The sequence below is a fragment of the Streptomyces sp. Q2 genome (assembly GCF_056820935.1).
Genome location: NZ_JBXEJE010000068.1, coordinates 18,060 through 39,157 on the forward strand (window position 1 = coordinate 18,060; position 21,098 = coordinate 39,157).

Sequence of the window (21,098 nt, forward strand, 5' to 3'; positions counted from 1 at the left end):
ACGACGCGTTCGCTGGCCTCGAAAAAATCCCAACGCGTGCACCTGCCCCCACCACCGGCCTGGCAGGCGCGCCCATCTGGATGCAGGGCCGCTCGGTGAGCGCACGAACTGTCATCTGCACGGGGCGAACTGCACGCTTCCTACCAGCGCGCCACCGTGGCGGTGGTCGCTGCGTAACCGTGATCGCTCTTCGGGCGATCCGACTTCGGCCGAGGGCGTGATCACCCGCTTCGTCCCTGTCGACTGCCCCCTTCTGCCGCCGGCGGCAGGCTGGTGAGCCCGCACGATCGTGGAGTCGACCGACACCAGCCAGTAGATGTCCCCGGCCGCGTCTTTCTCCACCTGGATGGCTCGCAGTATGCGCGAAAACGTGCCGTCCAGTGCCCACCTGCGGAAACGCGTGTACAAGGTCTGCCTGCCGATCCGGTGCGCAGCTTCCACACGATCCCGTTCAGTACCACCCGGTCGTCCGAACAGGGCCGCCCCGCAGTCCCCGAACTCGGCAACAACCGCGACAGCGCAGCCCACTCAGCATCCGAAAAGCTCATGACGACGCACCACGAACATGATCCCTCATCACTTGATCACCCTTGAAGACGACCCCTCTAGCAGTAGCCGTCCACCTTTTTCGTGCCGGCTCCCGGAGAGAGGTTGGGCAACGGATGCCCTGCTTCGTCGGAGGCAGCAGATCGTAGGAGGTCGAGAACAGTACAACCCGGGTAACCCCGGAAACTCGCATAGGCGGAGCGGTAGTAGCAGTTCCAGTAGCTCACGACCCGCCGCTGGGTGCGGTCGAAGAAGGCAGGGTTGTCCACGATGAAACGCCCATAGGAGAGATGCCTGCGGGTGCCCGGCGTAGCGAGATCGCGAAGCTCATCGCAGATGACGTCCAGGATCTCCAATACGTACTCGCCGACCAACTGCACAACGAAGGGAACGACCCAGAGGTCCGCGGATCCGGCCACATTCTCCAGGTGGCGCTGCCTGACCCTCCCGTCGCAGTGCCTCGAGTACAAGCAGTGCAACAGTTGGCGTTGGCTCGTCGACAGCGACGCCACCGCGCCGGCCGAAGGCTCGTCGTTGTAGATGCGCCCGGGGATGGTGATCTGCTGGCCACCTACAACGACCGAGAACGCGGCAGCTGGCGGAAGGCGGGACGCAGGCATGACTGCCAGCAACACCTGGGCGTCACCAGCGAGCTCGGTCGGGAACGCCGCGATCAACGGGTCGTTGCTGACGGAAGGCGGCTGCACGAGCTGATCATAGGCGCAGGCACCTGCCGGTGGCGGGGGTCGAAGGCCCAACAGCCGTCCGGCCCGGCGAACGTACGCGGTCACAGCACCAGCGCGGTCCTCGACGCCGATCTCATCAGGCTTCCGCCGCGGCTACCCGCGTGCGGATTGCTGCGTCATCAGGGCGACCGAGCCGCGATGGACAGGAATCTCGCCCGGCTCGCCCGACACTCCGGCCATTTCGGCACTCATGCGCTCATGCTTCGCCGCATCGACCACTGGCTGGTACTCCTCAGGGATCTCCCAGGTGTCCTGGACGGCGATCCTCGTGCCGAAGCGGGTGCCGGTCCATCCGATCGTGGTGACCTTCCATCCGAACTGACGGGCCGCCTTGCGCACCGCGGCCCTGATCAGCCCCACCCGGCCCAGGCCGACGGCCCCCTCATCGCCCAGGTTCACCCGGAACGAGCCTCCGAAGCCGCCGGCGCCCTCCGGGCAGGCACGGCGCAGCAGCGGGACGAGGGCCTCGGCCGTGGCGACGCAGCGAGGGTCCTTCGCGTAGGAAGCCATCCGCGCACCGCAGAGCCGTGCAGACACCACGATCCGTCGTTCGGCAGGAAGCTCACTCAAGAGAGGGCCGAGCCCGGGTGGGCCGGTAGCCTGCGGCACAGACTGCCTGGGCGGAGAGGGTATGACGGCAGGCGCACGAGCGGACGGTGAAGGCGTGCCTGTGTCTTTGCCCGGCCCGCTGCCGCGCCCTGCCGGCAGGCGCGGATACGCACTCCGCCGGACCCGCGGCAGCGCAACACCCCATCGATCAACGAGAGTCGAGGACATGACCAACCACTGCTGCGAGGCAATGAACAACCACGTGAACGTGGCCTGCGACCAGCACGACGACCCCTTTGCCTGCCCGGACGCGCTGATTGGCTTCAGCACCAAGTTCCAGGAGTACGGGCTCCTCATCCATGACGGCGGAACAGCGAGCAGCACCATCAATTACTGCCCGTGGTGCGGACATCGCCTCCCCGAATCACAACGGGACCGGTGGTTCGACGAACTTGAGCGCCGCGGGATCGATCCGTCACAGGACGTGGTCCCTGCCGAGTTCCAGGACGACCGCTGGCTCGCCTCACTACCCCAGGAGTGACGAACCAACAGCAAAGCCACTACGGCGCCGCAGCGACGCATCCATCGCCTGGGCCAGGCCCACCGGCTGTTTGTGAACTGGGCCGACACCTCCGGATAGTTGGCACTGTCCTCGCGCCGCGCCGGTCCTGGCTTGTGCGCGGCTGATCTGGCAAGCCTCGGCCGCGCTACGGCCGCCCTCTGCTTGGCGGCTTCCGGTCAGCTGACCCTTCGCTGGATCCTGTGGGTGCGCGGCATTTGCTTGAGGCTGCGCCGCGGCAGGTGCTTCGTGATCACCTGGGTAGCGACGACCTTGAGTGGGAGCGAGGCAAGGCGTGGGCCTTCGTTCAAGCGATGGGTTGGTCTGGTACTACGTCAAAAGCAACCCGGCTATGAGCCGGACGGGTCAACGATTCTTGGAACGTATGGACAAGTCGCTCGTGTGACGTGAAGCAGCTGCTCCAACGCCGCCTTCACCGTCCGGAATCCGACTCCGTACTCACGCGTGAAGGCCCGGTACGACATCCCAGCCCGGGCGTCACGGCGGATCGCCGCGTCCAAGTCGACCTTGGACTTCGGTGGCGCGCCGGGTAGGCGTCCTCTCACGGATCGTGCACGTCCTCGTCGTCGAATCCCTCGTACATCGTGCTTACGGCATGTCGAGCACCGTCCCCGTCAGCACCGGCCTGTCGGGCAGCGGCTCGGCCTTTCTGTCGGTCAGTGCGAGGCGCATCGACTCGGTCGGCTCGGCCACCTGGTCCCGCACGATCGGCACGGTGAAGTCCACGCTGGTGCTCCCGGGCGGGATGTTCAGCCACGCCCACAGGTGAGCATCGGACAACGGCCGTTCGGGGTCGGGCACGTCACCGGACCAGTCCTTGAGCCACTGCGGGTCCACGTCCTTTGTGGACAGCTCGGCGCCCTCGGTGACCGGAAGCACCCGCACCGGCTCGTAGAGGTCCACCGCCGTGGGCGCGTCCACGGACAACCGCCAGGTCAGCGTCTCTCCCTCGGTCACCCGGTCTGCGACCGGCGACAGGGTGATCACCGGCTCGGGGTCGTCGTTCTCGACGGTGAGTCCGCCCCGGTACTTGCCGACAACGGCGTGGTGGACGGCCTTGACGGCGATGTCGTGCTCTACGTCGTCGCCGTAGGACTTGTCGCCCTTCACCTCGACCGGCACGTCGATCGCGTCGCTGCCGGGCCGTACGGTCACGAGGCGGTTCTCGGCCCGGCCGCTGTCCGGGTCGAGGACGTACACGCGTTCCTGCCCTCTGCCCTGCCCGGAGATCTCGACGGGGACCCGGTAGGTGCGGGTGCCCGAGTCGCCCTCCTTGACGATCGTGCGGCCCACGTCGACGCGCGGCAGGGCGGCCGCCTTCACCGCCGAAGTGCCTGGCCCCCAGCCCCAGGCGTCCATCAGCCAGGCCCGCCCGGACTGCGAACGGGGCGTGAGCTCAAGGGACTTGACATGCCTGAGATCGAGCCCGGCCCGGGTCGCGGCCGACAGCGGGACGCGCAGCTCACTGCCGTTGACGGCTATCGACTTCACCCGCGGCCGACTCTCGCTCGACGACGTCGACCACCCTCTCGACGACTTCACCCGACAGGCCGCCGCGAACTACACGCGCCTGCGGCACGAGCGCTGGCCGCGCACCCGCAACCCTCACTTGTTCATCAGCTCGCAGACCGCTCACACCCGCACCCCGGTCACCATCGGCTGGATGCAGCCCCTGCTGCGTGGCCTCCCGGTCACCGCCCAGCGACTCCGGGAAGAGGCCGCCGTCACCGGGGCCGACCCACAACATCTGTGCGCGGTCTTCAACATCACTCCAGAGACCGGACTGCGCTACATCCGCTTCTTCCAACGAGGTATGGATCCGCCAACTCACAATCAGCAGAGGTAAGTTGAGCGGCAGTTCACCCCGAACTGTAGGAGCGGATCACGAAACACCGCCAACAGATGCCAACATTCCCGAGTCAGACATACCAGGATCAACAGCAGTAGTCTCTGTCGGCGCTGCCGCCACGCGGATGGGTACTGTCAGACCCCGGGCTTAGCATCCGCTCGTGAACCTCGACTCCCGCCCACCCGACGGCGTAGCCCTGCCGCCCGGCCGGATGATCACCTCGGAAGAAGGTGACGGCGATGCAACCACTGTGGCTCAGCGACGGACCGGCCCCCGTCGACCTGTGGTCGGCGTGCGCGCCGAACACGCCACTTCCGCGCTCTGGCCCCTCCTGCTCGACTCCATAGACCCGCACGACCCCGAGTTCCGGCCCTGGGCCTGCGGCGAACTGTCCCTGGAACGCATGTCAGCTCCGGCGGGCCACGATCCCGAGCAGCTTCTCGCGCGCTGGTGGCACGACTACACCGTCACGGACGAGGACGACGACATGCTCACCGCGGAGGAGCGCCTGGCCGTCACCGCCCCGTTCGGCCAGACCTGGCCCGGAACCGCACCCGGTCGTACGTTCTCCGCGGAGCCCGATGCAATGGCCGAGCAGTTCGCGCGTGTCTTCCTGGCCCAGCACCCGCACGCCCGCCTTGGCCTCGTCGCAGCACCCCGCGGGGCTGACGCCCTGACGACCGTCGGCCGGGACGGTCCCGTCAACTACGACAACGACACAGCCGCGTTCTCCGCCGTCATACGCATGTTTTGAGCAGGTAGTTCTGGCCCCACTCGGGCAACGTGATTTGGCCCCAGGGCGGGGTGGGTCGGGGACGGTTGTTCCAGGTTCTTTTGGCCCCACCTGGCCGTCGGACCGTCCGTAGCTTTCAGCGAAAAATCAACGCTAGGCAGTTGATCTAGACGGCGTGGGCCGCCTGGGTACGGAGAAGGCCCCGCCCTTCGGTAGCCGAGGAGCGGGGCCTTCTGTCTTGCTACTTGTCGGAGGGCTCGTCGTCCCCCGAACCGCGTAGGTCATGCCACTCGTCGATGGTGCGGCCGATCTGCCGCATCAGCTCACGTAGCTGCGCGAGAAGTAGAAAGAGCAGGCCGAAGAGCGGGTCCGACCGGAGTACGCCGGAAACCTGCCGTAGGGCAGTGATTCATCGCGCTGAGCTGGGGATTTTCCTGTCGCATTGATGTTCGTCAGAGTCGTCGCTGCGCGGGGGCCTTTGTCCGGTTGATGGTCGGGTGGTGGTTTCGTGGCGTCGATCGAGCGGACGGCGTATCCGCGGTTGAAACACGCGGTGTCGGCGCGGGAGTTGCCACCTCGGCAGCACGAATCCGGGAGGCAACGGCGCTGCCCCGGCTCGAGGCCGCGTCAGCGGCAGGCCGGAGAGGGCACGGAGGGTGGCGGTGCAGGGACTCGGCCGTTCAGCGGCTCCGGTCGACGCGGTCGACGAAGTCGCCGACCGCGGTGGCGAAGGCGGCGGGCGCCTCCTGCGCGACGAAATGCCCGACGTCCGGGATCGTGACCGCGGTGACGTCGCCGGCGACCTGGCGCATCGTCCGCTCGGTGAAGGGGGCGTTGATGCCGTCGACGGCGAGCACGGGAACGGTCAGCGGCCGCGACTCGGCCAGTGCCCGCATCCGGTCGCCGCCGGTCAGGGAGGAACGGTAGAGCCCCTCGGTGCCGCGCCAGCCGCCCGGCCGCGCGTAGGTGCGGGCGAACTCGTCGAGGTCGGCCTCGGTGACCGCGCCCGGCACCATCGTCATCACCGAGACGGCCCAGTCGAGCATCACTCGCTCGCGGCCGGCCAGGAACAGCTCCGGAATTCCCGGGGCGGCCAGGAATCCCACGTGCCAGGAGCCGCCGTTCCTCACGTCGGCCAGCATCTCCCAGCCGTACCCCGGAAGGGTGGTCTCGACGCCGGTGAAGCTGAGGACGTCGCCGGGGTGCGTGGCCGCGAACGCGAAGACCGGCCCGCCGCTGATGTCCTGGCAGGTCACGTGCACGGGCCCGACGCCGAGGTGGGCGACCAGCCGGTGCAGGTCCTCCGACATGGTGGCCAAGTCGTGGTCGCCGTCGGCGATGCCGGAGTCGCCGAAGCCGCGCAGGTCGACGGCGAACACCCGGTGGGTGGCGGCGAGCAGCGGGATGACGTCGCGGAAGGCCCACCAGGACTCCGGCCACCCGTGCACCAGCAGGATCGGGGAGCCGGTGTCGCCCGCCGAGACGTAGTGCAACGTGGTGCCGTTGACCTCGGCGGTGTGGTGCGTGACGCCCGCTACGGCGGGCGAGGCGGTCACGAAAGAGCTGGTCATGCGATGACTCCCAAGATAGACAACCAGGTTGACTCCAGTGTTGGTCAACCTGGTTGTCCAGGTCAAGGGAAGATCTAGACTGTGGTCATGTCCTCACGATCCGGCGCCGATCTCGCCCTGCTGCTCCTGGGCAGCTATCGCAATCTGGTGGACGAAGTGGTCCGGGAGCTGGCGACCCGGGGATACCCCGACGCCCGGCCGTCGCACGAGTACGCGATCCGGGCCATCCGAGCCGGCGCCGACAGCGCCTCGGACTTGGCCCGCAGACTCGCCATCACCAAGCAGGCCGCGGCGAAGACGATCGCCGCGCTCGTCGAACGCGGGTACGTCACCACCGAGACCGACCCCGCCGACATCCGCCGCAAGAACATCCGGATCACCGATCACGGGATCGGGCTGATCACCGAGAGCACGGCGATCTTCGACGAGGTGCGGGCCCGCTGGGAAGTGCGTCTGGGCGCCGCCGAACTCGCAGAGCTGGAAGCGCAGCTCGCCCAATTCGTCGGCGACTCGCCCATCAACCTCGACGCTCCGGGCTGGGCGGCGGGACAGGAACTGCGCTAGCGGTCAGCCGAGGGTCGTGGTCGGCCGGTCGGCGCCGCTTTCGGGGCCGCCGGAGACATCGCCCAGGGCCGCACCACCTTCGAACAGGTCATCAACGACCCGGACAGCCTGGCTGACCTCCCCGCCATCCAACTGGCCGCCGCCGAGGGCAGAGACCTCGATGGCGAGGCAATCCTCACCATCGTCTGGAACGCCTACCAGAGCGCGACCGGCAACGAACCACCCCGCGACACCTTCACGATCCGCTACCCCGACCTCGACCCCGAGTGGAACTTCGACTTCGACGACCACGAACGCATCGCCGCCCGACTGCCCCGCATCGCCGCCGTGTACCCAGCTTGACCCACCGGGCAACGATCACCATCTACAGAGAAACAGGGCAGGGCAGGACCTCTCGGAAACACCCCTACGTGTCTCTCGTCGGTGACGCCTGCGATGTTCACGACGAATGCTGTTGTATCGAGGGCAGACGCTCGGGAACCCGCGCACCGAGGCCGACGCACGGCCGCAGCTGGGAACCCAGGGATGGCATCGGGCCTGCGACGGCCACGACATACGTCCCGCTTGCTGGATGAAGGGACGACGACGAGGGCTGGCCTTCACGCAAGTCCCGCCCGAGTTCGGGTCACCGAGCGCTCAGAAATTGCGAACTCAGGCGCTTTAGTCGGCGACTACATCGGAGACAGCACCCGAGCCGAACTCGCCTACGCCCGGTCGCTGGGCAAGCCCGTGCGGTTCACGCACCCCGAAGTCGACCCTGACGCCTGACCGCCCGCTGCCACCTCGACAACCACGGCCGGCAGCCCGCCGCCTGACCGTCTCGCGGTGGCTTCGGCCGCCGCCCACCCCACACCCTCCGCAGGCATCCCTTGGAATTGATCATCTAGGGATCGTGTCCGTGGTCCGGGGATGCGGGGCGGGTTTCCTCACGCCCAGGGACGCCCGGTCGGGCCTGGACGGTCCGATGCCCCGCACGATCACTCCGGTCGTGTGGGGGCGGTGCCGTCCGTCGCCGGACCGGGTGTCCCTGGGCGCGCCTTGCGATCGCCACGGCAGCAGCATCATGGCGGGTGGTGGTGCGGGTTGTGGTGGTGAGGGGTTCTCGTGGCGCTTCACCCGACCGGGTGGGCGTGCGGCGGCGCCCGGCAAGCGGCCGGTCAGGGCAGATCGCGTGCATCGACCAGTCGGCTCATCGGCCGGCGGTCGACCCGCTGTCAGCAGGTCGCGGACGTGCTGGCTGCCATCGTGGCCGGCTACGAAGAGACGCAGGGGTACCCGCCGGGGGAGCGGGCGACCTATTGCGCTGACGACCCGCGCTCCGAAGCTCCCGCGACCAGGTCGCTTTTCGCGGCTGCGCACCGGCAATGCTGTGGGCGTGCGGTGTGGACCGGCAGCACATTTCGTGACCAATGTCGGCAGTGCCTGATTCCCAGGATGATCCGGTCTAGCCGGGACGGACGGACGGCGTTTGAGTGCCGAGCTGCCGGAGATCGAAATGGTGCATCCGGCTGATGAGGGCCAGGAGTCTGCCAATGACGGCAGCGTGCGGACGGCTGAGCAGACCAAGGACGCGGCCCCAGGGTTCATGCTGGTCGCAGCGCCGGAGGACGGCAACAACGGTTCTTGATGGGTCGCCCCGCTGCGGGGGCCGTCTGCCTGGTCTCGGTAACCGGCCATGGGATGACCCGCTAGGGGGCACCGGGGCCTTGCCCCCTAGGAGTGGACACCTGTTCGTGTCGTTATGCGGCAAGTGTCATGGTAGCTGACTGCTGCTCGTAGGCGATCGGTGCCTGCTGTCCGTTCGCCGAGTGTCGTCGGCGGGGGTTGTAGCGCGTAGTCCAGCGGAATACCGCCAGGCGGCAGGCACGGACCCCGTCGTAGCGGCGGGCGCCGCGTAGCGTCTCGCGTTTGAGGGCGGCGTTGAACGACTCGGCGAGTGCGTTGTCCGCGCTCGTGCCGACTGTGCCCATGAACTGCCTGATCCTCAACTGGGCGCACAGTGCAGCGAATTCGCGAGAGGTGTACTGCCTGGGCTCCGTGATCGCTTGGAAGACGGCGCCTGCCAGACTGCCGCGAGTGCGCTCGGCGGCCTGGAGCGCGTCGGTGACCAGCGAGGTGCGCATGTGGTCGGCGATCGACCAGCCCACCAGGCGGCGCGAGAAGCAGTCGATCACCGGCGCCAGATAAAGGAACTCACCGTCACCCACCGGCAGGTAGGTGACGTCGCCGACGTACTTGGCGTTCGGCGCACTCGCGGTGAAGTCGCGCTGGAACAGGTCCGGCACAGGAGTGGCGGACGGTTCGGGCACGGTGGTGAGTTGGCGCTTGCGCAGCCGCAGCCCGGCGATACCGTACTTCCGCATCACCCGCCCGACGCGCTTATGGTTCACGCGCTCGCTCTCGTCGCGCAGCTCGGCGGTGACGCGGGGGCGGCCCCAGGTACCGTCCCACTCGGCATGCACGGCCCTGATCCGCTCGGCAAGCGCGGCATCGGCTCGCTCGCGCGCGGCGCGGGCCTCGCGGCCGGCTCGCCACTTGTAGNGGGGGCGGCCCCAGGTACCGTCCCACTCGGCATGCACGGCCCTGATCCGCTCGGCAAGCGCGGCATCGGCTCGCTCGCGCGCGGCGCGGGCCTCGCGGCCGGCTCGCCACTTGTAGAAGCTGGAGCGGGCCACCTCCAGCACGGCACACAACTGTCCGGTCTCAGATAAGTCCGGGCGAGGCGGGCCCCTGACCTGCTGTGCCCGGACCTGAGTGAGATGGGTTTCGCAAGGTCGTCTCACTCAAGTCCGGGTAAACGGCCTTCTTGGTCAGATGTGGAGTTCGGGCGGGAAGCCGGTCCAGCGCAGTTCTGCGGGCAGGTGCCGCATGTCGTTGTAGAACAGCACGGAGGACGGCCTGCCGGGCGCGTAGCGGATGGCCGTCAGAGCTGCGTTGCCGTGGTTGAGGCCCATCCAGCGCCACTCGGGTGCGTCGAGGGCAGCTCGGATCAGCCAGCCGATGAGGAAGTTGTGCGTGACGACCAGTTCATGGCGGGGGTGATCTCCGTCGACCGGGCCTGTGAATTCTGCGAGTGCTTCCCGGGCCAGTGCTGGACCGCTGTTGCGCTCCTCTTCGGGAACCTGAGCGAGGAAGCTGAGCATGGTCTCAGCTGAATCCGGCGGCAGCTCCTCCTTCGCAGGCAGGTAGGGGATGTAGTCGCCGGCCAGTTCCGACTGGTGCAGTGGAACGGCGTCAAGTTGTGCGCTGATCAGCTGGGCCGTCTGCTGCGCCCGGGGCAGTGGCCCGTGGTGGATCGCCGAAAGCGGGGTGTTCCGGAGTCGTTCACCGAGCAGAACGGCTTGGCGCCTGCCGCTTTCCGTCAGGGTCGTCTCATCTGCTGACGCTTCACCGTGCCGAGCGAGGTAGAGGTATCGAGCGGCTGTGTCGGTCATGTCTCGGGCTCCGTCGCTATCCGTGATCTTGTATGTCAGGGATGGACGCTGAGCTCTTTGTGCATAGTTCCGTCGCGGCTGGCTCAGTTGGCGATGAGTGTGGGGACGCCTTACCTCCGGTACAACGCCGACCAGCCACGATGACCGTAGGCGCAGCCACATCGACAAACCCGGAGGAGACCGAGACACCCCACCAAATGCCCGGAGATCTCCGAGACTGCCCGGATATCACAGAGACATGCAACAACCGCTTCACGCCCCAGGCGCGGTGGTGGTCCTCAATGAACTGGAAGCGGTTCACCAGGTCATCTCTTGTGCGAAGCATTGCGTCGCCTTGCGCAGGATGTCCCGTTCGGTGGCCAGTTTCTGGTTCTCCTTGCGCACGGTTTTCAGTTCCGCGCGCAGGGCCGCGATCTCGGCCTCCAGTTCCTGCCTCGTGGCCTCGCTCACCGGGACGTCCTTCGTGTTCGTGTTTGTGGTGCCGCTCTCACCGCGGCGTGCCCGCTCGGCCCGCACCCAGTTGCGCAGCGTCTCCCGGCTGATCCCCAGGTCCTTGCCGATGCCCTCGAAGGTGTGGCTCGGGTCCGACAGGTACAGCGCGACGGCGTCCGCCTTGAACTCCGGCGAGTAGACCTTCATCACCATGAGAGATGGCTCCTCCCCGGCCCCTGGCGGGGCTGGGCTGGGCTCAGAGGTGTCCAATCCTCGGGGACAGGCCCCCCGCACCACGTGCCGGACTTCCAGCAGGCAACGTTGCGCGACAGAAATGGGTTGCCGTTGAAGATCGTGACGCGGATGCTTCCACCATGAAGATGCACGCCAACCAGCTGACGGTGTCACCTGAGACGGTGCGCATGTTGGTAGAGCAGCAGTTTCCTGAGTGGCGGAGCCTGCCAGTCAGGAGCATCGCGGGGCAGGGTACGGTCAACGCCATCTTCCGTATCGGTGACCGCTTCACAGCCAGATTCCCTCTTGAGTCCGCAGACGCCGAGTCGACGCGGCGCTGGCTGGAGTCCGAAGCGGAAGCGGCTCGCGAGCTGGCAGGTCGCACCCGTTTCCCCACGCCCGAGCCGGTAGCGCTTGGTGAGCCTGGGGCAGGTTATCCGCTTCCGTGGTCGGTCCAGACGTGGCTGCCCGGCGCCGTGGCCGCCGACGAGGACCCAGGCGAATCGTCTGCGTTTGCCCGTGACTTGGCCGATCTCATCGGCGACCTGCGCGCGATCGACACGCATGGCCGCACGTTCGCCGGCACAGGTCGAGGAGGCGACCTGCGGTCCCATGACGCGTGGATGGAGACCTGTTTCAGACACAGTGAGCAACTTCTGGACGTTCCTCGGCTGCGCCGTATCTGGGCAACTTTGCGTGATCTGCCGCGAGCAGCTGAGGACGCCATGGCCCATTGCGATCTGATTCCTGGCAACGTGCTCGTATCCGCTGGTCGGCTTGCGGGGATTGTCGACGTTGGCGGCTTTGGGCCGGCTGACCCTTCGCTGGATCTTGTGAGTGCGTGGCATTTGCTCGAGGCTGGGCCGCGGCAGGTACTCCGTGATCACCTGGGTAGCGACGACCTTGAATGGGAGCGAGGCAAGGCGTGGGCTTTCGTTCAAGCGATGGGGTTGGTCTGGTACTACGTCAAAAGCAACCCGGGCATGAGCCGGACGGGTCAACGATCCTTGGAACGAATCCTTTTGGACAAGTCGCTCGCGTGACGTGAAGCAGCTGCTGGTCGCGGGTGAGGAAACACGATGGGGCCGTGCGCAATCACTGGAGGTCTCTCAGCGTTGCCGCTTCAGGGTGAGGAACTGCGGTGTCGATTGACGTCATTTGATTCGGGCTGCATCGGGACCGGCGGAACATCCGCCACGACTTCAGTCGTGCGACGCAACGCTCGACCGGTGGCCGTGCCGCGAACAGTGCGCGGCTGACGGTTTGCTGGGTTGGTGTCAGTCCGCGGCCGGGTGGGCGTCTGCGGGGTGTCGTCACCCACGAGCCGACACCCATGTAAGCCCGGTCAGCGAGGACCGGGACGCCTTGGCGTTCGCAGATAGTGGGCTCACTGTCGCCGACCCGGTCGCGCTCCGCGCGAGTGCCGTCCAGCAGGATGTCAGTCGGGGTCGGCTTCGCGCAGAGCACGCAGCAGGCCGGGCGCTTGGTCGGTGAGCAGATTGCTGACGGCCGACGCATAGGCGTGGGCGGTGCCGACAGCGATACCAAACCCGCGGCGGTCTGGGCGAGGGTGTCGTGCCTGCGCAGGTACACCAGGCCGACCAGCGCACGCCGGTGCGGCGGGAGCTTGTAGTGGCGGTCACCCTCGCGGGTGACGATGACCATGGTGACCCGCTCGACCAGGGCGTGGGGGAGGTCGAGTGCGGCAGGAAACGGAACCACCACGGCTCCTGTGCCTGTGGTTGCGACGTCGCACAACTCCCCAAGGGCACGGGAGCCTCGTGCGTTGCGCACACCACCAACGTCACATGATCGTTGGTCGTGCTGAACACCCTCACTCTCTGAACTTCCCGCCGTCACGTGACGGTTCGGCCCGTCCCGACGAAGACCAGAACGGTGGAGACCCGCACCACTCCGGCCCGTGGAACCCGGCACAGCCGCAGCTTCACGCGACGGCCCCCCCGACATCAGGGGACATTACGGGCGACCCGCCGAGCCACTCAGCGGCGAACCCCGTTGCCGGATCGAGGTCAAAGATGGGTCACGTCGTGCCGCGGACATGGAGGGTGGGTGTCAGGACGATAGGGGGTGGCAGTTCGCCTGCGAGGAGTTGGTCGACTTGATGGATGGCCAGTTCGCCAAGCCGTCGCTTGTCGAGGTGGAGGGTGGTCAGTGGCGGGTCGACCAGATCGACGACGCTCAGTCCGTCGTAGCCGACCAGTGCGCAGTCGTCCGGTACTTGGACGCCGAGCCGGCGGGCGGCCCGGAGCGCGCCGATCGCGACCAGGTCGTTGAAGGCGACCACGGCGGTGAGGTCTGGGCGCGCGGCGTACAGCGCCTCGAACGCGGCGGCGCCCCCGGCCGGGGACTGCTCACCCATGACAACCCAGCCCTCGTCGACGGGCAGTGCATGTTTGCCGACGACTTCGAGGAAGGTGCGGCGCCGGACCATCGGGGCGCTCACGCACTCGCAGTCGATCATGCCGATCCGGCGGTGACCCCGGTCGATGAGGTGCTGCATCCCGGCCCGGATTCCGGCCGCGGTGTCGATGTGGACCAATGCGTGGTTCGACGAGTCCAGCCCGCGATCGACGAGAACCAGCGGCACGGTGCCCACGTACGGCTCGAGCTGCGCATCGGGATGGCTGATGTAGCCGACAAGAGCGTCAACCTGTTGGCCGAGTGAGCGGACCATGGTCAGCTCCCGGGACCGATCGTTCTCGGTGCTGGCCACGAGCACCTGCCAGTCGCGTGCGTCCGCGGCCGCAATCACTCCTGCCACGAACTCTGGGAAGAAGGGGTTGACCACGTCGGGGACGATGAGCCCGACGGATACGACGTCCGGGCGGACCAGACCCCGGCCGAACCGGCTGGGCCGGTACCGCAACTGCCTTGCGATATCGAGCACGCGTTGCTGAGTCCGCGGGTCGATCTCCCCCTTGCCGTTGATCGCCCGAGAGACGGTCTGATGGGACACGCCCGCCGCCTGAGCAACGTCGCGGAGCGTGACGCGCTTGACGGTTCTCGCACCCCGCGCCCGCTGGTCTTCCGTTTCCCGCTGTCCGGCCACGCTGCCCACTCACTTCTGTTCCTGTGCCGCCCTGTGCCCAAGTCAATCAGGTTCACCGGCCTGCCGCGCCATCACAAGCCCGGCCCTGCCGCGAGAGCAAGGCGGCGCCAGAACGCCACCGGCGGATCGTGAGCCGTCCGGCGGCGGGCGTTGACGGATTTGCTCCCCTGAGCAAGAATCCCGTTAGCGGTCACGTTAACGGTAACGGAATGAGCGAGGGAGAGCACAGTGGCTTCTTTGAGGGGCCCCCTACCGCACGAGCCCCACCCGATGTTCCGTGGCGTGTTTGGCAGCTGGCACGCAAAGGCCGGCGTCTTCTCGGCGCTGCCAGACGCACCTGTGGAGCCGGATGATCCGCAGCCTTGGTGGCGCCAACTGAGAGTTCGGCGGCAGAAGCCGATCAGGGGTGGATCTTCGCTCGGTCGGTCCATGGCGCGTCCCCGGGGCTGTCCTGCTCCCAGTGGGGATGGTCGGAGCTGAGAACGTGTTAGCTGTCTCTTTCGGTGTTCTTCATCCCGCGGTTGTGTCCTGGGTCAGGGCGGCCCTGGCGCTGGCGAGTCGGTAGTTCCGTGCCGGTCTCGATGATGTTCCCGCCGAAGGTGAGGCGGTCGACGATGGCCGCGCAGAGTCGGGGATCGGTGAACGTCTTGGTCCACCCACCGAATGACTCGTTGGAGGCGATGGCGACGCTGTTCTCCTCGCGTTCGGTGAGCAGGGCACGACCACGACAGGGCTCGCCACCACCGTGGCCGAGGTCGCCGGGTCAGCCGGGCGACCCCGACGTCGCCGGGTCAGCCGCAAGGTGCTGCGCAGCGCTGGGCCGGAATGTCCTACGGCCGCCGCCTGCTCGCAGCAGTGATCGGTCTGCATGTCCGCCCGGAGGCGAGAAGCCCCGCTCTAAAACACGGCCTACGTAACGGCGCTCAGGAGAGTTGGTGGGGCGCCTCATTCGAACCGTGCGGTACTCCTGCCCGGTGCCGGCCCAGCCAGGAGTGCCCCGATCGCGCCCCGGTCTGAGGGAAGGCCAACGTCGTCGAACCATGAGGTGATGAGCTGGGTGTGCCGCCAGCACACGTCGCGTTCGGCGAGAGCGTTCAAGTAGCAGTGCTGAGCGAGAGTGAGGTTGGTGCCCTGCTCATAACCGGAAGGGAAAGCTGCGGTGAGGAGCGGTCCCCAGTCTTGGGCGATGGTGAGGTTGCTGCAGAACGGCACAGAGGCCATGGCGGCCGGCAGGAGCTCCTCGAAGTCGACAGCGCGTTCGATGGCCGCGGACAGAAGGGCATATCGCAGACGGCCTTCGATCTGCGGAAGCGGTTCCCCGGCCCACGGGGCAGCGGCGGTGGGTTCGAGAAATGCAGGACGGACATGTCCAGCAGTTCCAGCGCTCCCGTTTGAACCTCCAGGTCCTCGTCCAGGAGTTGAAGCAGGCGAAGTGGGGTGTCATGCGCCACTCCGTAGGCATGCTCGAGTTCGGTCCAGTCCGTTTCCTCGATCACGGAACGTGGATCAGGCAATGCCCATGGAGCTTCTGATCGGCACTCTGGTAGTCATCCTGGCTCGTCACAGGACAAGGATCGCCCCTGTGGGTTCGTCGGTGTGAGTGAGCAACGTGTGTCGATGGGTTTGGGCATCACTTCGCGATCAACGAGCCTGAGAATGTCGATGAGCGGTAGCGCCGCCTGTAGCGAGGCGGTCGCGCTGACGGGGGTCCGGTGGTGAAGCTGCTCGCCGGCCTGTGAGCGATGCGCCGCAGGTGGTGGTGCCTACCTGGCCGTCGTGTCAGCCGCGTGTCTCGAGGGAGTCTGGCGCCGTGGAAAATCCGTTGCGGAAACAGCAGCATCTTCGATCGGATTCCTTCATGACTCATGATGGCCCGGCGGACCATGTGGAGCAGAACCGACGCTTTTGGGATGACGAGGCGGCTGCCTGGCATGGGCCGCTCGCCCGTGATCACTGGGCGCAGGTGGAACCGTCCTGGGGATTGTGGGCCACCCCTGAGGCGCAGGTTTCCGTACTTCCCGACGGCATCGACGGGATGCGCACCATTGAGTTGGGCTGCGGTACTGCATACGTTTCCGCCTGGCTGGCCAGAGCAGGGGCCCACCCGGTCGGGATCGACCTCTCGGAGAAGCAGCTCGCCACTGCTCGCGCGATGCAGGCGGAGTTCGGCATCGACTTCCCCCTTGTCCTGGGCAATGCCGAGAAGGTGCCTTACGAGGACAACACGTTCGGCCTGGCGATCAGCGAGTACGGCGCCTCGTTGTGGTGCGACCCCTACCAGTGGATCCCGGAGGCAGCCCGGCTTCTCGTTCCTGGAGGCCGGCTGGTGTTCTCGCGCTACTCACCGCTGTTCGCGCTGTGTGTACCGTCCGCAGGTCCGGTATCCACCACTCTGTCCCGCGGGCAATTCGGTATGACACGGCTGGACTGGGGGAACCGCGTGGAGTTCGTCCTGCCGCACGGTGAGATGCTCCGTCTGCTGCGGGCCTGCGGCTTCGTCGTTGAAGATCTGATTGAGATTCAGGCACCCCAGTCTGCACGGGACTACGAAGAAGTTTCCGCCGACTGGGCCCAGCAATGGCCCAGCGAGGAGATCTGGAAAGCTCGGCTGGCAGGCTGACAGCTCCGCAGGCACTGTGTCTCGCCTTACTCATCCCGTGGCGCACCTGGATGCTCCCACCCCAAGCCCTCACGTGACGTCAAAAACAAACTGACATTGCGAACTCGGTCAGAAGGTGACTCGCACGTCACCTGGAAACGGTCCCGCAGGCAGCTACATAGCCACCCGGGCGGCGGTGGCGAACCAGGTCTGGTCGATGTCGGTCCGCGCTGCGGTGAGGGCGGCGAGGGCCGGAGCGGTGAGGCCGACGGCCACGCTGCGCGATCAGGGCGGTCATCGAGAAGCCTGCCTCGCCGTGGAGGCAGATCCAGCCATCGAGCGCCGCCGCGGTGTTTCCGCCTGGGGGCCAGGCCTCCTTCACCCAGATGACGGCTTCCTGGTTGCGTTCCACCGCGCGTCTGGCCGGGATCCGGTGGCTGAAGCCGTGCCGGTGCAGCATCTGCGCGATCGCCGACAACGTCATCCCCTTGTGGAACCGGCGCCCGATCAAGGTCTTGATCCGCGCCAGCGTCCAGGTCTGGTCAGGCCAGCCGTGCGCCACCGGCCCCTTGACCAGTTCCTGCTCCAGCACCGCAAAGAGCGCCTCACTCAGCTTGGGCCTGGACGCAGACCCCTTCGACGCCAGGGCCCGCTTCCCACCGTCCTCCCAGGTCCGGCGCCACCGCTGCACGGATCGCACACTTGACACGTGGCTGTGACGTCGCTCAGCGGCCCCGGCAGGACGCCTTGCATCGGCCTCAGTTGGTGAAGATCTTCTGACTCCTGAACGTCTTCAAGTGGCCCCGGGGATTGGCAGCGCGCCGGGACCACTTGAGCGGGCGTTTTGGGCCTCGTCTTCCCAGGTCTCGGTCTGTCTGAGTCTTTGGTCGTAGGCCGGAGGTCGGTGGTCAAGTGATCGGCGGCATCGCAAGATTCGAGATGTGGAAAATCCTCGTTTTGATGTCGACGCTTTCCTGCAGCAGCCACTCACTGCTCGCATCGCGACGAGCGGGCCGACGGTGCGTCCTGTCTGGTTCCTCTGGGAAGAGGGAGCCTTCTGGACTTTGACAGGCCCGTGGGCCCGGTTGTTCGACCGCGTGAAGGATGACCCGAGCGTCGCCCTCGTGGTGGACGAATGCGATCTCGTGACGGGGCGCGTCCGGCAAGTGATCGCTCGAGGTCGCGCCGAGCTGGTGCCTTTCGACGTGGCGAGGGGACGGCGGAAGCTGACCCGCTACTTGGGAGCCGACGAAGCTCTGTGGGACGCGCGCTTCGTGCACTACCTGCACGATGATCCGGGCGAACGAGGCACCATGTGGCTGCGTCTGGTGCCTGCCTCACTCACCGCGCAGGATCTCAGTTACTCCGTGGCGCCGTGACGGTGTACTTCGTTGCGTCGTTCTTCTGCGCCTTGGTGCGGGCGAGGCGGTAGGACTCGGTTCCGGTCTCGATGATGGTGGCGTTGAACGTGAGGCGGTCCACGATCGCCGCGCATGGCCGTGGGTCGTGGGTCGCGGTGAAGGTCCGGCTCCAGCCGGTGAACGCCTCGTTGGAGGCGATCGCGATACTGTTCTTCTCCTCACGCTCAGTGAGAACCTGAAAGAGCATCTCCGCGCCGCGGCGGTCCAGTTTGAGGTAGCCGAGCTCGTCGACCTCAGAAGGTCGACGCGTCCGTAGCGGGCGATGGTCTTGCCCAGCTGCTTGTCGTCTGCCGCCTCGACCAGCTCGCTCACCAAGGCTGCGACCGTGGGGTAGCGGACGCGGTAGCCGGCCATGGCGGCCGCGGTGCCCAGCGCGATCAACAGGTGCGACTTGGCGGTGCCCGAGTCCCCGATCAGACACAGCGGGTGACCCTTGGCGGTCCACTCGCAGGTGGCGAGATTGTGGATGACCGCCGGATCGACGTGAGGATTGACGCGGTAGTCGAACTCCCGCAGGGACTTCTCGCGAGGGAAATGAGCTGCCCGGATGCGTCGCTCGGCCCGGCGCCGGTCCCGGCCCTCGCACTTGGCCAGCAGCAACTCGGCGAGAAGACCCGCGTAGGACAGGCCCTGGCGTTCGGCCCGGGCGATGGTGTCGGCGGGCTGGCCCGCATGGTGGGCAGCCGCAGCAAGCGGCAGGCGGTATCGATCGCCCGCGTCGGATGCCTGTGCGTTCAGCCGCGTGATGGGCGGTCCATCACGAGTCCTTCCGGCGAAGCTGCAACAACTCGTCCCACTGCTCCAGTCGGGGGACGCTGGTCGGCGGTCAAGGCACAGGCGAGGCGACGCGGAGTCTGGGGAGTCACCTGGGCCGGGTCCAGATCCAACGGTCGCCCCGTCACCACCCCTCAATGCACCCACGCGACCCACCAACCGGGGCCGCTGCAAGGCGTCCTGCCGGGGCCGCTGAACAACGTCACAGCCAGACACACGTAACTCACGAAACGCCTGACGCTCGGCGGTCAGCCAGTGCCTGTCTCTTGGAACCTGTGGTGCGCATGGGTGGTGCATGCTGGATCGATAATCTGTGTCGGCGCCGACTGACCTGGTGCGAAACTTCAGGCCATGACCTCACCCGAACTCAGCGAACTGGACTATCTCCGGGAGATTGAGCGCCTCGCCAACCGCGTCAGCGTGGAGGCATCTAACGAAGGATGGCTCTCGTTCCAAACAGGCCCGCAAGGGTCAACACCGCTCCAGCGCAACGTGAACGCCCTTGCGCGGACTTTGCGCAGTTACCACTTCAAGGGCGATGGCTGCACGGAGGAGCACCGGCCTCTGGTCCGACTCGTCGGAGCCTCAGTGCTGAAGCCAGGGGCCATGCCGGCCGGACTGGAGGAAGGATACGAAGAGGTGTGCGCCCGGATCGGCGCGGAGCCGAGGTCTGAGGGCTGGGCACTATGGAACACCTGGAGCGACGGGGAGCTGAAGGTGACGATGGTGGTGTCCGCTGTCGAAACGACGGAGGGGCTATTGGAAAACTGGTCACGCGGGAGGGCAATCGACCCGGTCTCACCGCTGCCTTCCCAGATCGCCCTCATCCGCCAGGGCTGGATAGGGCCCATGACGTTCTCGCCTCGGGGCGTCAGCAGAACGGGCCTTGGCGGCCAGCCGCTGTCCTAGATTCTGGTTCCTCAGTCAGCGTCGGGTCCAGATGAGGATGGTGGCGAGGTGCAGCGCGGCACCCCCTGAGCCGTCTCGCTGACCAGCGGAAACCGTCACGACGTGACACGGTTGATGCCGTTGCTGGATGCGATACCTCGCATCCGCGGCGTTCGAGGCCCGACTCGCAATCGGCCACGGCGGCTGTTCGCCGACTGCGGCTACGACTACGACACATACTGTCGATTCCTCCGGGCCCGCGCCCCGAAGATCGCCCGCAAGGGCACACCCCACGGCTCTGGTCTGGGCAGAACCCGCTGGGTCGTCGAGCAACCTTCGCCTGGCTCCACCAGTTCAGGGAGGCTTCGGATCCGCTACGAGAAACGTGCAGACCTTCACCTCGCACTGCTTCAACTTGTCTGCAGCATCATCTGCTTGAGACGCCTCCGAAGCTCATTCTGAAACGATCAGTAGGGCTTCGCGAACCACACCAGCGACAACGTGCCAGCTCGCCCCTCAGGCAAGGCCGATCACAAGATCTTCGACAGAGCCCGTAATTCCCCAGGGGTTGTGGTCACGTACACCCCCGCCCCTGGTCTGGGCCCTGCGCCCTGTAGTGATCTGCTGAGTGGATTCTCCGGTGCTGAGCCTTTCGCGCTCGGCAGGAGGAACGTCAGACGCGCGTGCGAGATGTTTGTCGAATGCTGGAACCCGCCAGGTCCCCGGGTGTGAAGACAGCCGCGGCAATGCGGAGATGAGGTGGCAGCGCCGACCACAGCTCGTCGAGGAAGTCGCTGCTGGTCTCGGCGGTGGTGCGGATCTCCTTGAACGGGGCGCCGGTGGCGACCTCCTGTCCGTTCGAGTGGTAGGTCGTCATGAGCACTCCCTCGCTGGGAGGCAGGTCGCTGACGTGCAGGCTGAGCCGGTTGGTGGCGGTGCGGTCCCCGGCGCTGTGCCGGGCGGCGCCGAACCAGGCTTGGCCGCCTTCATTGTCCGCGATCACGGTCAGACGGGGGGTGAAGATCGGCGGGTGTCGGCGTACAAGCGAACGTGCACCACCTCGTACGGATGAAAGTGCACCATTTCTGATGCGGTGACGGGGTGTCGG

At 66.7% G+C, this 21,098-nt stretch carries 19 protein-coding genes and 8 pseudogenes; 12 read left to right on the forward strand and 15 right to left on the reverse strand.

Annotated elements, in window-relative coordinates:
• Window positions 1-221 precede the first annotated feature (221 nt).
• The 3 genes from ACWBNA_RS44420 to ACWBNA_RS44430 all read right to left on the reverse strand — a co-directional run bounded on the left by ACWBNA_RS44420 (window position 222) and on the right by ACWBNA_RS44430 (window position 1,802).
• The gene (locus tag ACWBNA_RS44420) at window positions 222-548 is read right to left on the reverse strand and encodes a transposase (protein WP_482710300.1); all 327 of its coding nucleotides are present in this window, start codon (window positions 546-548) and stop codon (window positions 222-224) included.
• A gap of 57 nt (window positions 549-605) precedes the next feature.
• The gene (locus tag ACWBNA_RS44425) at window positions 606-1,253 is read right to left on the reverse strand and encodes a hypothetical protein (RefSeq protein WP_482710301.1); all 648 of its coding nucleotides are present in this window, start codon (window positions 1,251-1,253) and stop codon (window positions 606-608) included.
• A 132-nt stretch (window positions 1,254-1,385) separates the two neighbouring features.
• Complete coding sequence (locus ACWBNA_RS44430; RefSeq protein ID WP_482710302.1) at window positions 1,386-1,802, reverse strand: hypothetical protein; 417 nt, start codon at window positions 1,800-1,802, stop codon at window positions 1,386-1,388.
• Window positions 1,803-2,067: 265 nt separating this feature from the next.
• Here ACWBNA_RS44430 and ACWBNA_RS44435 point away from each other — a divergent pair, with 265 nt between their 5' ends.
• Entirely contained in the window at window positions 2,068-2,382 is a 315-nt protein-coding gene (locus ACWBNA_RS44435) for a DUF6980 family protein (RefSeq protein WP_482710303.1), read from the forward strand.
• Window positions 2,383-2,567: 185 nt separating this feature from the next.
• Window positions 2,568-2,806 (forward strand): annotated as a pseudogene (locus ACWBNA_RS44440) (aminoglycoside phosphotransferase); the annotation flags it as partial.
• A gap of 203 nt (window positions 2,807-3,009) precedes the next feature.
• Here the strand turns inward: ACWBNA_RS44440 and ACWBNA_RS44445 are convergent.
• Window positions 3,010-3,885: pseudogene (locus ACWBNA_RS44445) on the reverse strand (hypothetical protein); the annotation flags it as partial.
• 7 nt (window positions 3,886-3,892) lie between these two features.
• On the opposite strand from ACWBNA_RS44445, the gene ACWBNA_RS44450 reads away from it, so the two are divergent.
• Together ACWBNA_RS44450 and ACWBNA_RS44455 are read left to right on the forward strand one after the other, a co-directional pair.
• On the forward strand, window positions 3,893-4,267 hold the full coding sequence (locus ACWBNA_RS44450; protein WP_482710304.1) for a hypothetical protein: 375 nt from the start codon (window positions 3,893-3,895) through the stop codon (window positions 4,265-4,267).
• Between the two features lie 163 nt (window positions 4,268-4,430).
• On the forward strand, window positions 4,431-5,024 hold the full coding sequence (locus tag ACWBNA_RS44455) for a DUF4253 domain-containing protein (protein ID WP_482710305.1): 594 nt from the start codon (window positions 4,431-4,433) through the stop codon (window positions 5,022-5,024).
• Between the two features lie 659 nt (window positions 5,025-5,683).
• On the opposite strand, the gene ACWBNA_RS44460 is transcribed toward ACWBNA_RS44455, so the two are convergent.
• Window positions 5,684-6,574 (reverse strand): alpha/beta fold hydrolase, encoded by an 891-nt coding sequence (locus ACWBNA_RS44460; protein ID WP_482710306.1) that lies wholly within the window; start codon window positions 6,572-6,574, stop codon window positions 5,684-5,686.
• Between the two features lie 87 nt (window positions 6,575-6,661).
• On the opposite strand from ACWBNA_RS44460, the gene ACWBNA_RS44465 reads away from it, so the two are divergent.
• Entirely contained in the window at window positions 6,662-7,138 is a 477-nt protein-coding gene (locus ACWBNA_RS44465; RefSeq protein ID WP_123074599.1) for a MarR family winged helix-turn-helix transcriptional regulator, read from the forward strand.
• A gap of 108 nt (window positions 7,139-7,246) precedes the next feature.
• On the forward strand, window positions 7,247-7,480 hold the full coding sequence (locus ACWBNA_RS44470) for a hypothetical protein (protein ID WP_482710317.1): 234 nt from the start codon (window positions 7,247-7,249) through the stop codon (window positions 7,478-7,480).
• A 548-nt stretch (window positions 7,481-8,028) separates the two neighbouring features.
• Here ACWBNA_RS44470 and ACWBNA_RS44475 read toward each other — a convergent pair.
• Window positions 8,029-8,243 (reverse strand): annotated as a pseudogene (locus tag ACWBNA_RS44475) (transposase); the annotation flags it as partial.
• Window positions 8,244-8,606: 363 nt separating this feature from the next.
• Here ACWBNA_RS44475 and ACWBNA_RS44480 point away from each other — a divergent pair.
• Window positions 8,607-8,765 (forward strand): hypothetical protein, encoded by a 159-nt coding sequence (locus ACWBNA_RS44480; protein ID WP_482710307.1) that lies wholly within the window; start codon window positions 8,607-8,609, stop codon window positions 8,763-8,765.
• A 112-nt stretch (window positions 8,766-8,877) separates the two neighbouring features.
• Here ACWBNA_RS44480 and ACWBNA_RS44485 read toward each other — a convergent pair.
• The 3 genes and pseudogenes from ACWBNA_RS44485 to ACWBNA_RS44495 form a co-directional block, all read right to left on the reverse strand.
• Window positions 8,878-9,678: pseudogene (locus ACWBNA_RS44485) on the reverse strand (IS3 family transposase); the annotation flags it as partial.
• Window positions 9,679-9,948: 270 nt separating this feature from the next.
• Window positions 9,949-10,572 (reverse strand): histidine phosphatase family protein, encoded by a 624-nt coding sequence (locus tag ACWBNA_RS44490; RefSeq protein WP_482710308.1) that lies wholly within the window; start codon window positions 10,570-10,572, stop codon window positions 9,949-9,951.
• A 297-nt stretch (window positions 10,573-10,869) separates the two neighbouring features.
• Window positions 10,870-11,217, reverse strand: coding sequence for a transposase (locus ACWBNA_RS44495; RefSeq protein ID WP_482710309.1), 348 nt, complete (start codon window positions 11,215-11,217; stop codon window positions 10,870-10,872).
• 161 nt (window positions 11,218-11,378) lie between these two features.
• Between ACWBNA_RS44495 and ACWBNA_RS44500 the strand changes: the two genes are divergently transcribed.
• Complete coding sequence (locus ACWBNA_RS44500; RefSeq protein WP_482710310.1) at window positions 11,379-12,281, forward strand: aminoglycoside phosphotransferase family protein; 903 nt, start codon at window positions 11,379-11,381, stop codon at window positions 12,279-12,281.
• Between the two features lie 66 nt (window positions 12,282-12,347).
• On the opposite strand, the pseudogene ACWBNA_RS44505 reads toward ACWBNA_RS44500, so the two are convergent.
• The 3 genes and pseudogenes from ACWBNA_RS44505 to ACWBNA_RS44515 all read right to left on the reverse strand — a co-directional run.
• Window positions 12,348-12,960, reverse strand: a pseudogene (locus tag ACWBNA_RS44505) (transposase).
• Window positions 12,961-13,279: 319 nt separating this feature from the next.
• Window positions 13,280-14,317 (reverse strand): LacI family DNA-binding transcriptional regulator, encoded by a 1,038-nt coding sequence (locus ACWBNA_RS44510; RefSeq protein ID WP_482710311.1) that lies wholly within the window; start codon window positions 14,315-14,317, stop codon window positions 13,280-13,282.
• Window positions 14,318-14,818: 501 nt separating this feature from the next.
• Window positions 14,819-15,023 (reverse strand): annotated as a pseudogene (locus tag ACWBNA_RS44515) (ATP-binding protein); the annotation flags it as partial.
• A gap of 1,095 nt (window positions 15,024-16,118) precedes the next feature.
• Between ACWBNA_RS44515 and ACWBNA_RS44520 the strand changes: the two are divergent.
• Window positions 16,119-16,928, forward strand: coding sequence for a class I SAM-dependent methyltransferase (locus ACWBNA_RS44520; protein ID WP_482710312.1), 810 nt, complete (start codon window positions 16,119-16,121; stop codon window positions 16,926-16,928).
• A gap of 221 nt (window positions 16,929-17,149) precedes the next feature.
• Here the strand turns inward: ACWBNA_RS44520 and ACWBNA_RS44525 are convergent.
• Window positions 17,150-17,610, reverse strand: a pseudogene (locus ACWBNA_RS44525) (winged helix-turn-helix domain-containing protein); the annotation flags it as partial.
• Window positions 17,611-17,848: 238 nt separating this feature from the next.
• Here ACWBNA_RS44525 and ACWBNA_RS44530 point away from each other — a divergent pair.
• The gene (locus ACWBNA_RS44530; protein ID WP_482710313.1) at window positions 17,849-18,286 is read left to right on the forward strand and encodes a pyridoxamine 5'-phosphate oxidase family protein; all 438 of its coding nucleotides are present in this window, start codon (window positions 17,849-17,851) and stop codon (window positions 18,284-18,286) included.
• Here ACWBNA_RS44530 and istB read toward each other — a convergent pair.
• Window positions 18,264-19,038 (reverse strand): annotated as a pseudogene (gene istB, locus ACWBNA_RS44535) (IS21-like element helper ATPase IstB). The gene ACWBNA_RS44530 and the pseudogene istB sit on opposite strands and share 23 nt — an antisense overlap.
• 415 nt (window positions 19,039-19,453) lie before the next feature.
• Here istB and ACWBNA_RS44540 point away from each other — a divergent pair.
• Window positions 19,454-20,011 (forward strand): hypothetical protein, encoded by a 558-nt coding sequence (locus ACWBNA_RS44540; protein ID WP_482710314.1) that lies wholly within the window; start codon window positions 19,454-19,456, stop codon window positions 20,009-20,011.
• A 78-nt stretch (window positions 20,012-20,089) separates the two neighbouring features.
• Window positions 20,090-20,452, forward strand: a complete 363-nt coding sequence (locus tag ACWBNA_RS44545; protein WP_482710318.1) for a transposase — start codon at window positions 20,090-20,092, stop codon at window positions 20,450-20,452.
• Window positions 20,453-20,663: 211 nt separating this feature from the next.
• On the opposite strand, the gene ACWBNA_RS44550 is transcribed toward ACWBNA_RS44545, so the two are convergent.
• Window positions 20,664-20,993 (reverse strand): hypothetical protein, encoded by a 330-nt coding sequence (locus ACWBNA_RS44550; RefSeq protein WP_482710315.1) that lies wholly within the window; start codon window positions 20,991-20,993, stop codon window positions 20,664-20,666.
• Window positions 20,994-21,098 lie beyond the last annotated feature (105 nt).

Bases quoted from the DNA above. Each gene is read 5' to 3' on its own strand.
- ACWBNA_RS44420 (WP_482710300.1), bottom strand. From the start codon at position 548: ATGAGCTTTTCGGATGCTGAGTGGGCTGCGCTGTCGCGGTTGTTGCCG.
- ACWBNA_RS44430 (WP_482710302.1), bottom strand. From the start codon at position 1,802: ATGGCTTCCTACGCGAAGGACCCTCGCTGCGTCGCCACGGCCGAGGCC.
- ACWBNA_RS44435 (WP_482710303.1), top strand. From the start codon at position 2,068: ATGACCAACCACTGCTGCGAGGCAATGAACAACCACGTGAACGTGGCC.
- ACWBNA_RS44460 (WP_482710306.1), bottom strand. From the start codon at position 6,574: ATGACCAGCTCTTTCGTGACCGCCTCGCCCGCCGTAGCGGGCGTCACG.
- ACWBNA_RS44465 (WP_123074599.1), top strand. From the start codon at position 6,662: ATGTCCTCACGATCCGGCGCCGATCTCGCCCTGCTGCTCCTGGGCAGC.
- ACWBNA_RS44490 (WP_482710308.1), bottom strand. From the start codon at position 10,572: ATGACCGACACAGCCGCTCGATACCTCTACCTCGCTCGGCACGGTGAA.
- ACWBNA_RS44495 (WP_482710309.1), bottom strand. From the start codon at position 11,217: ATGGTGATGAAGGTCTACTCGCCGGAGTTCAAGGCGGACGCCGTCGCG.
- ACWBNA_RS44500 (WP_482710310.1), top strand. From the start codon at position 11,379: ATGAAGATGCACGCCAACCAGCTGACGGTGTCACCTGAGACGGTGCGC.
- ACWBNA_RS44540 (WP_482710314.1), top strand. From the start codon at position 19,454: ATGACCTCACCCGAACTCAGCGAACTGGACTATCTCCGGGAGATTGAG.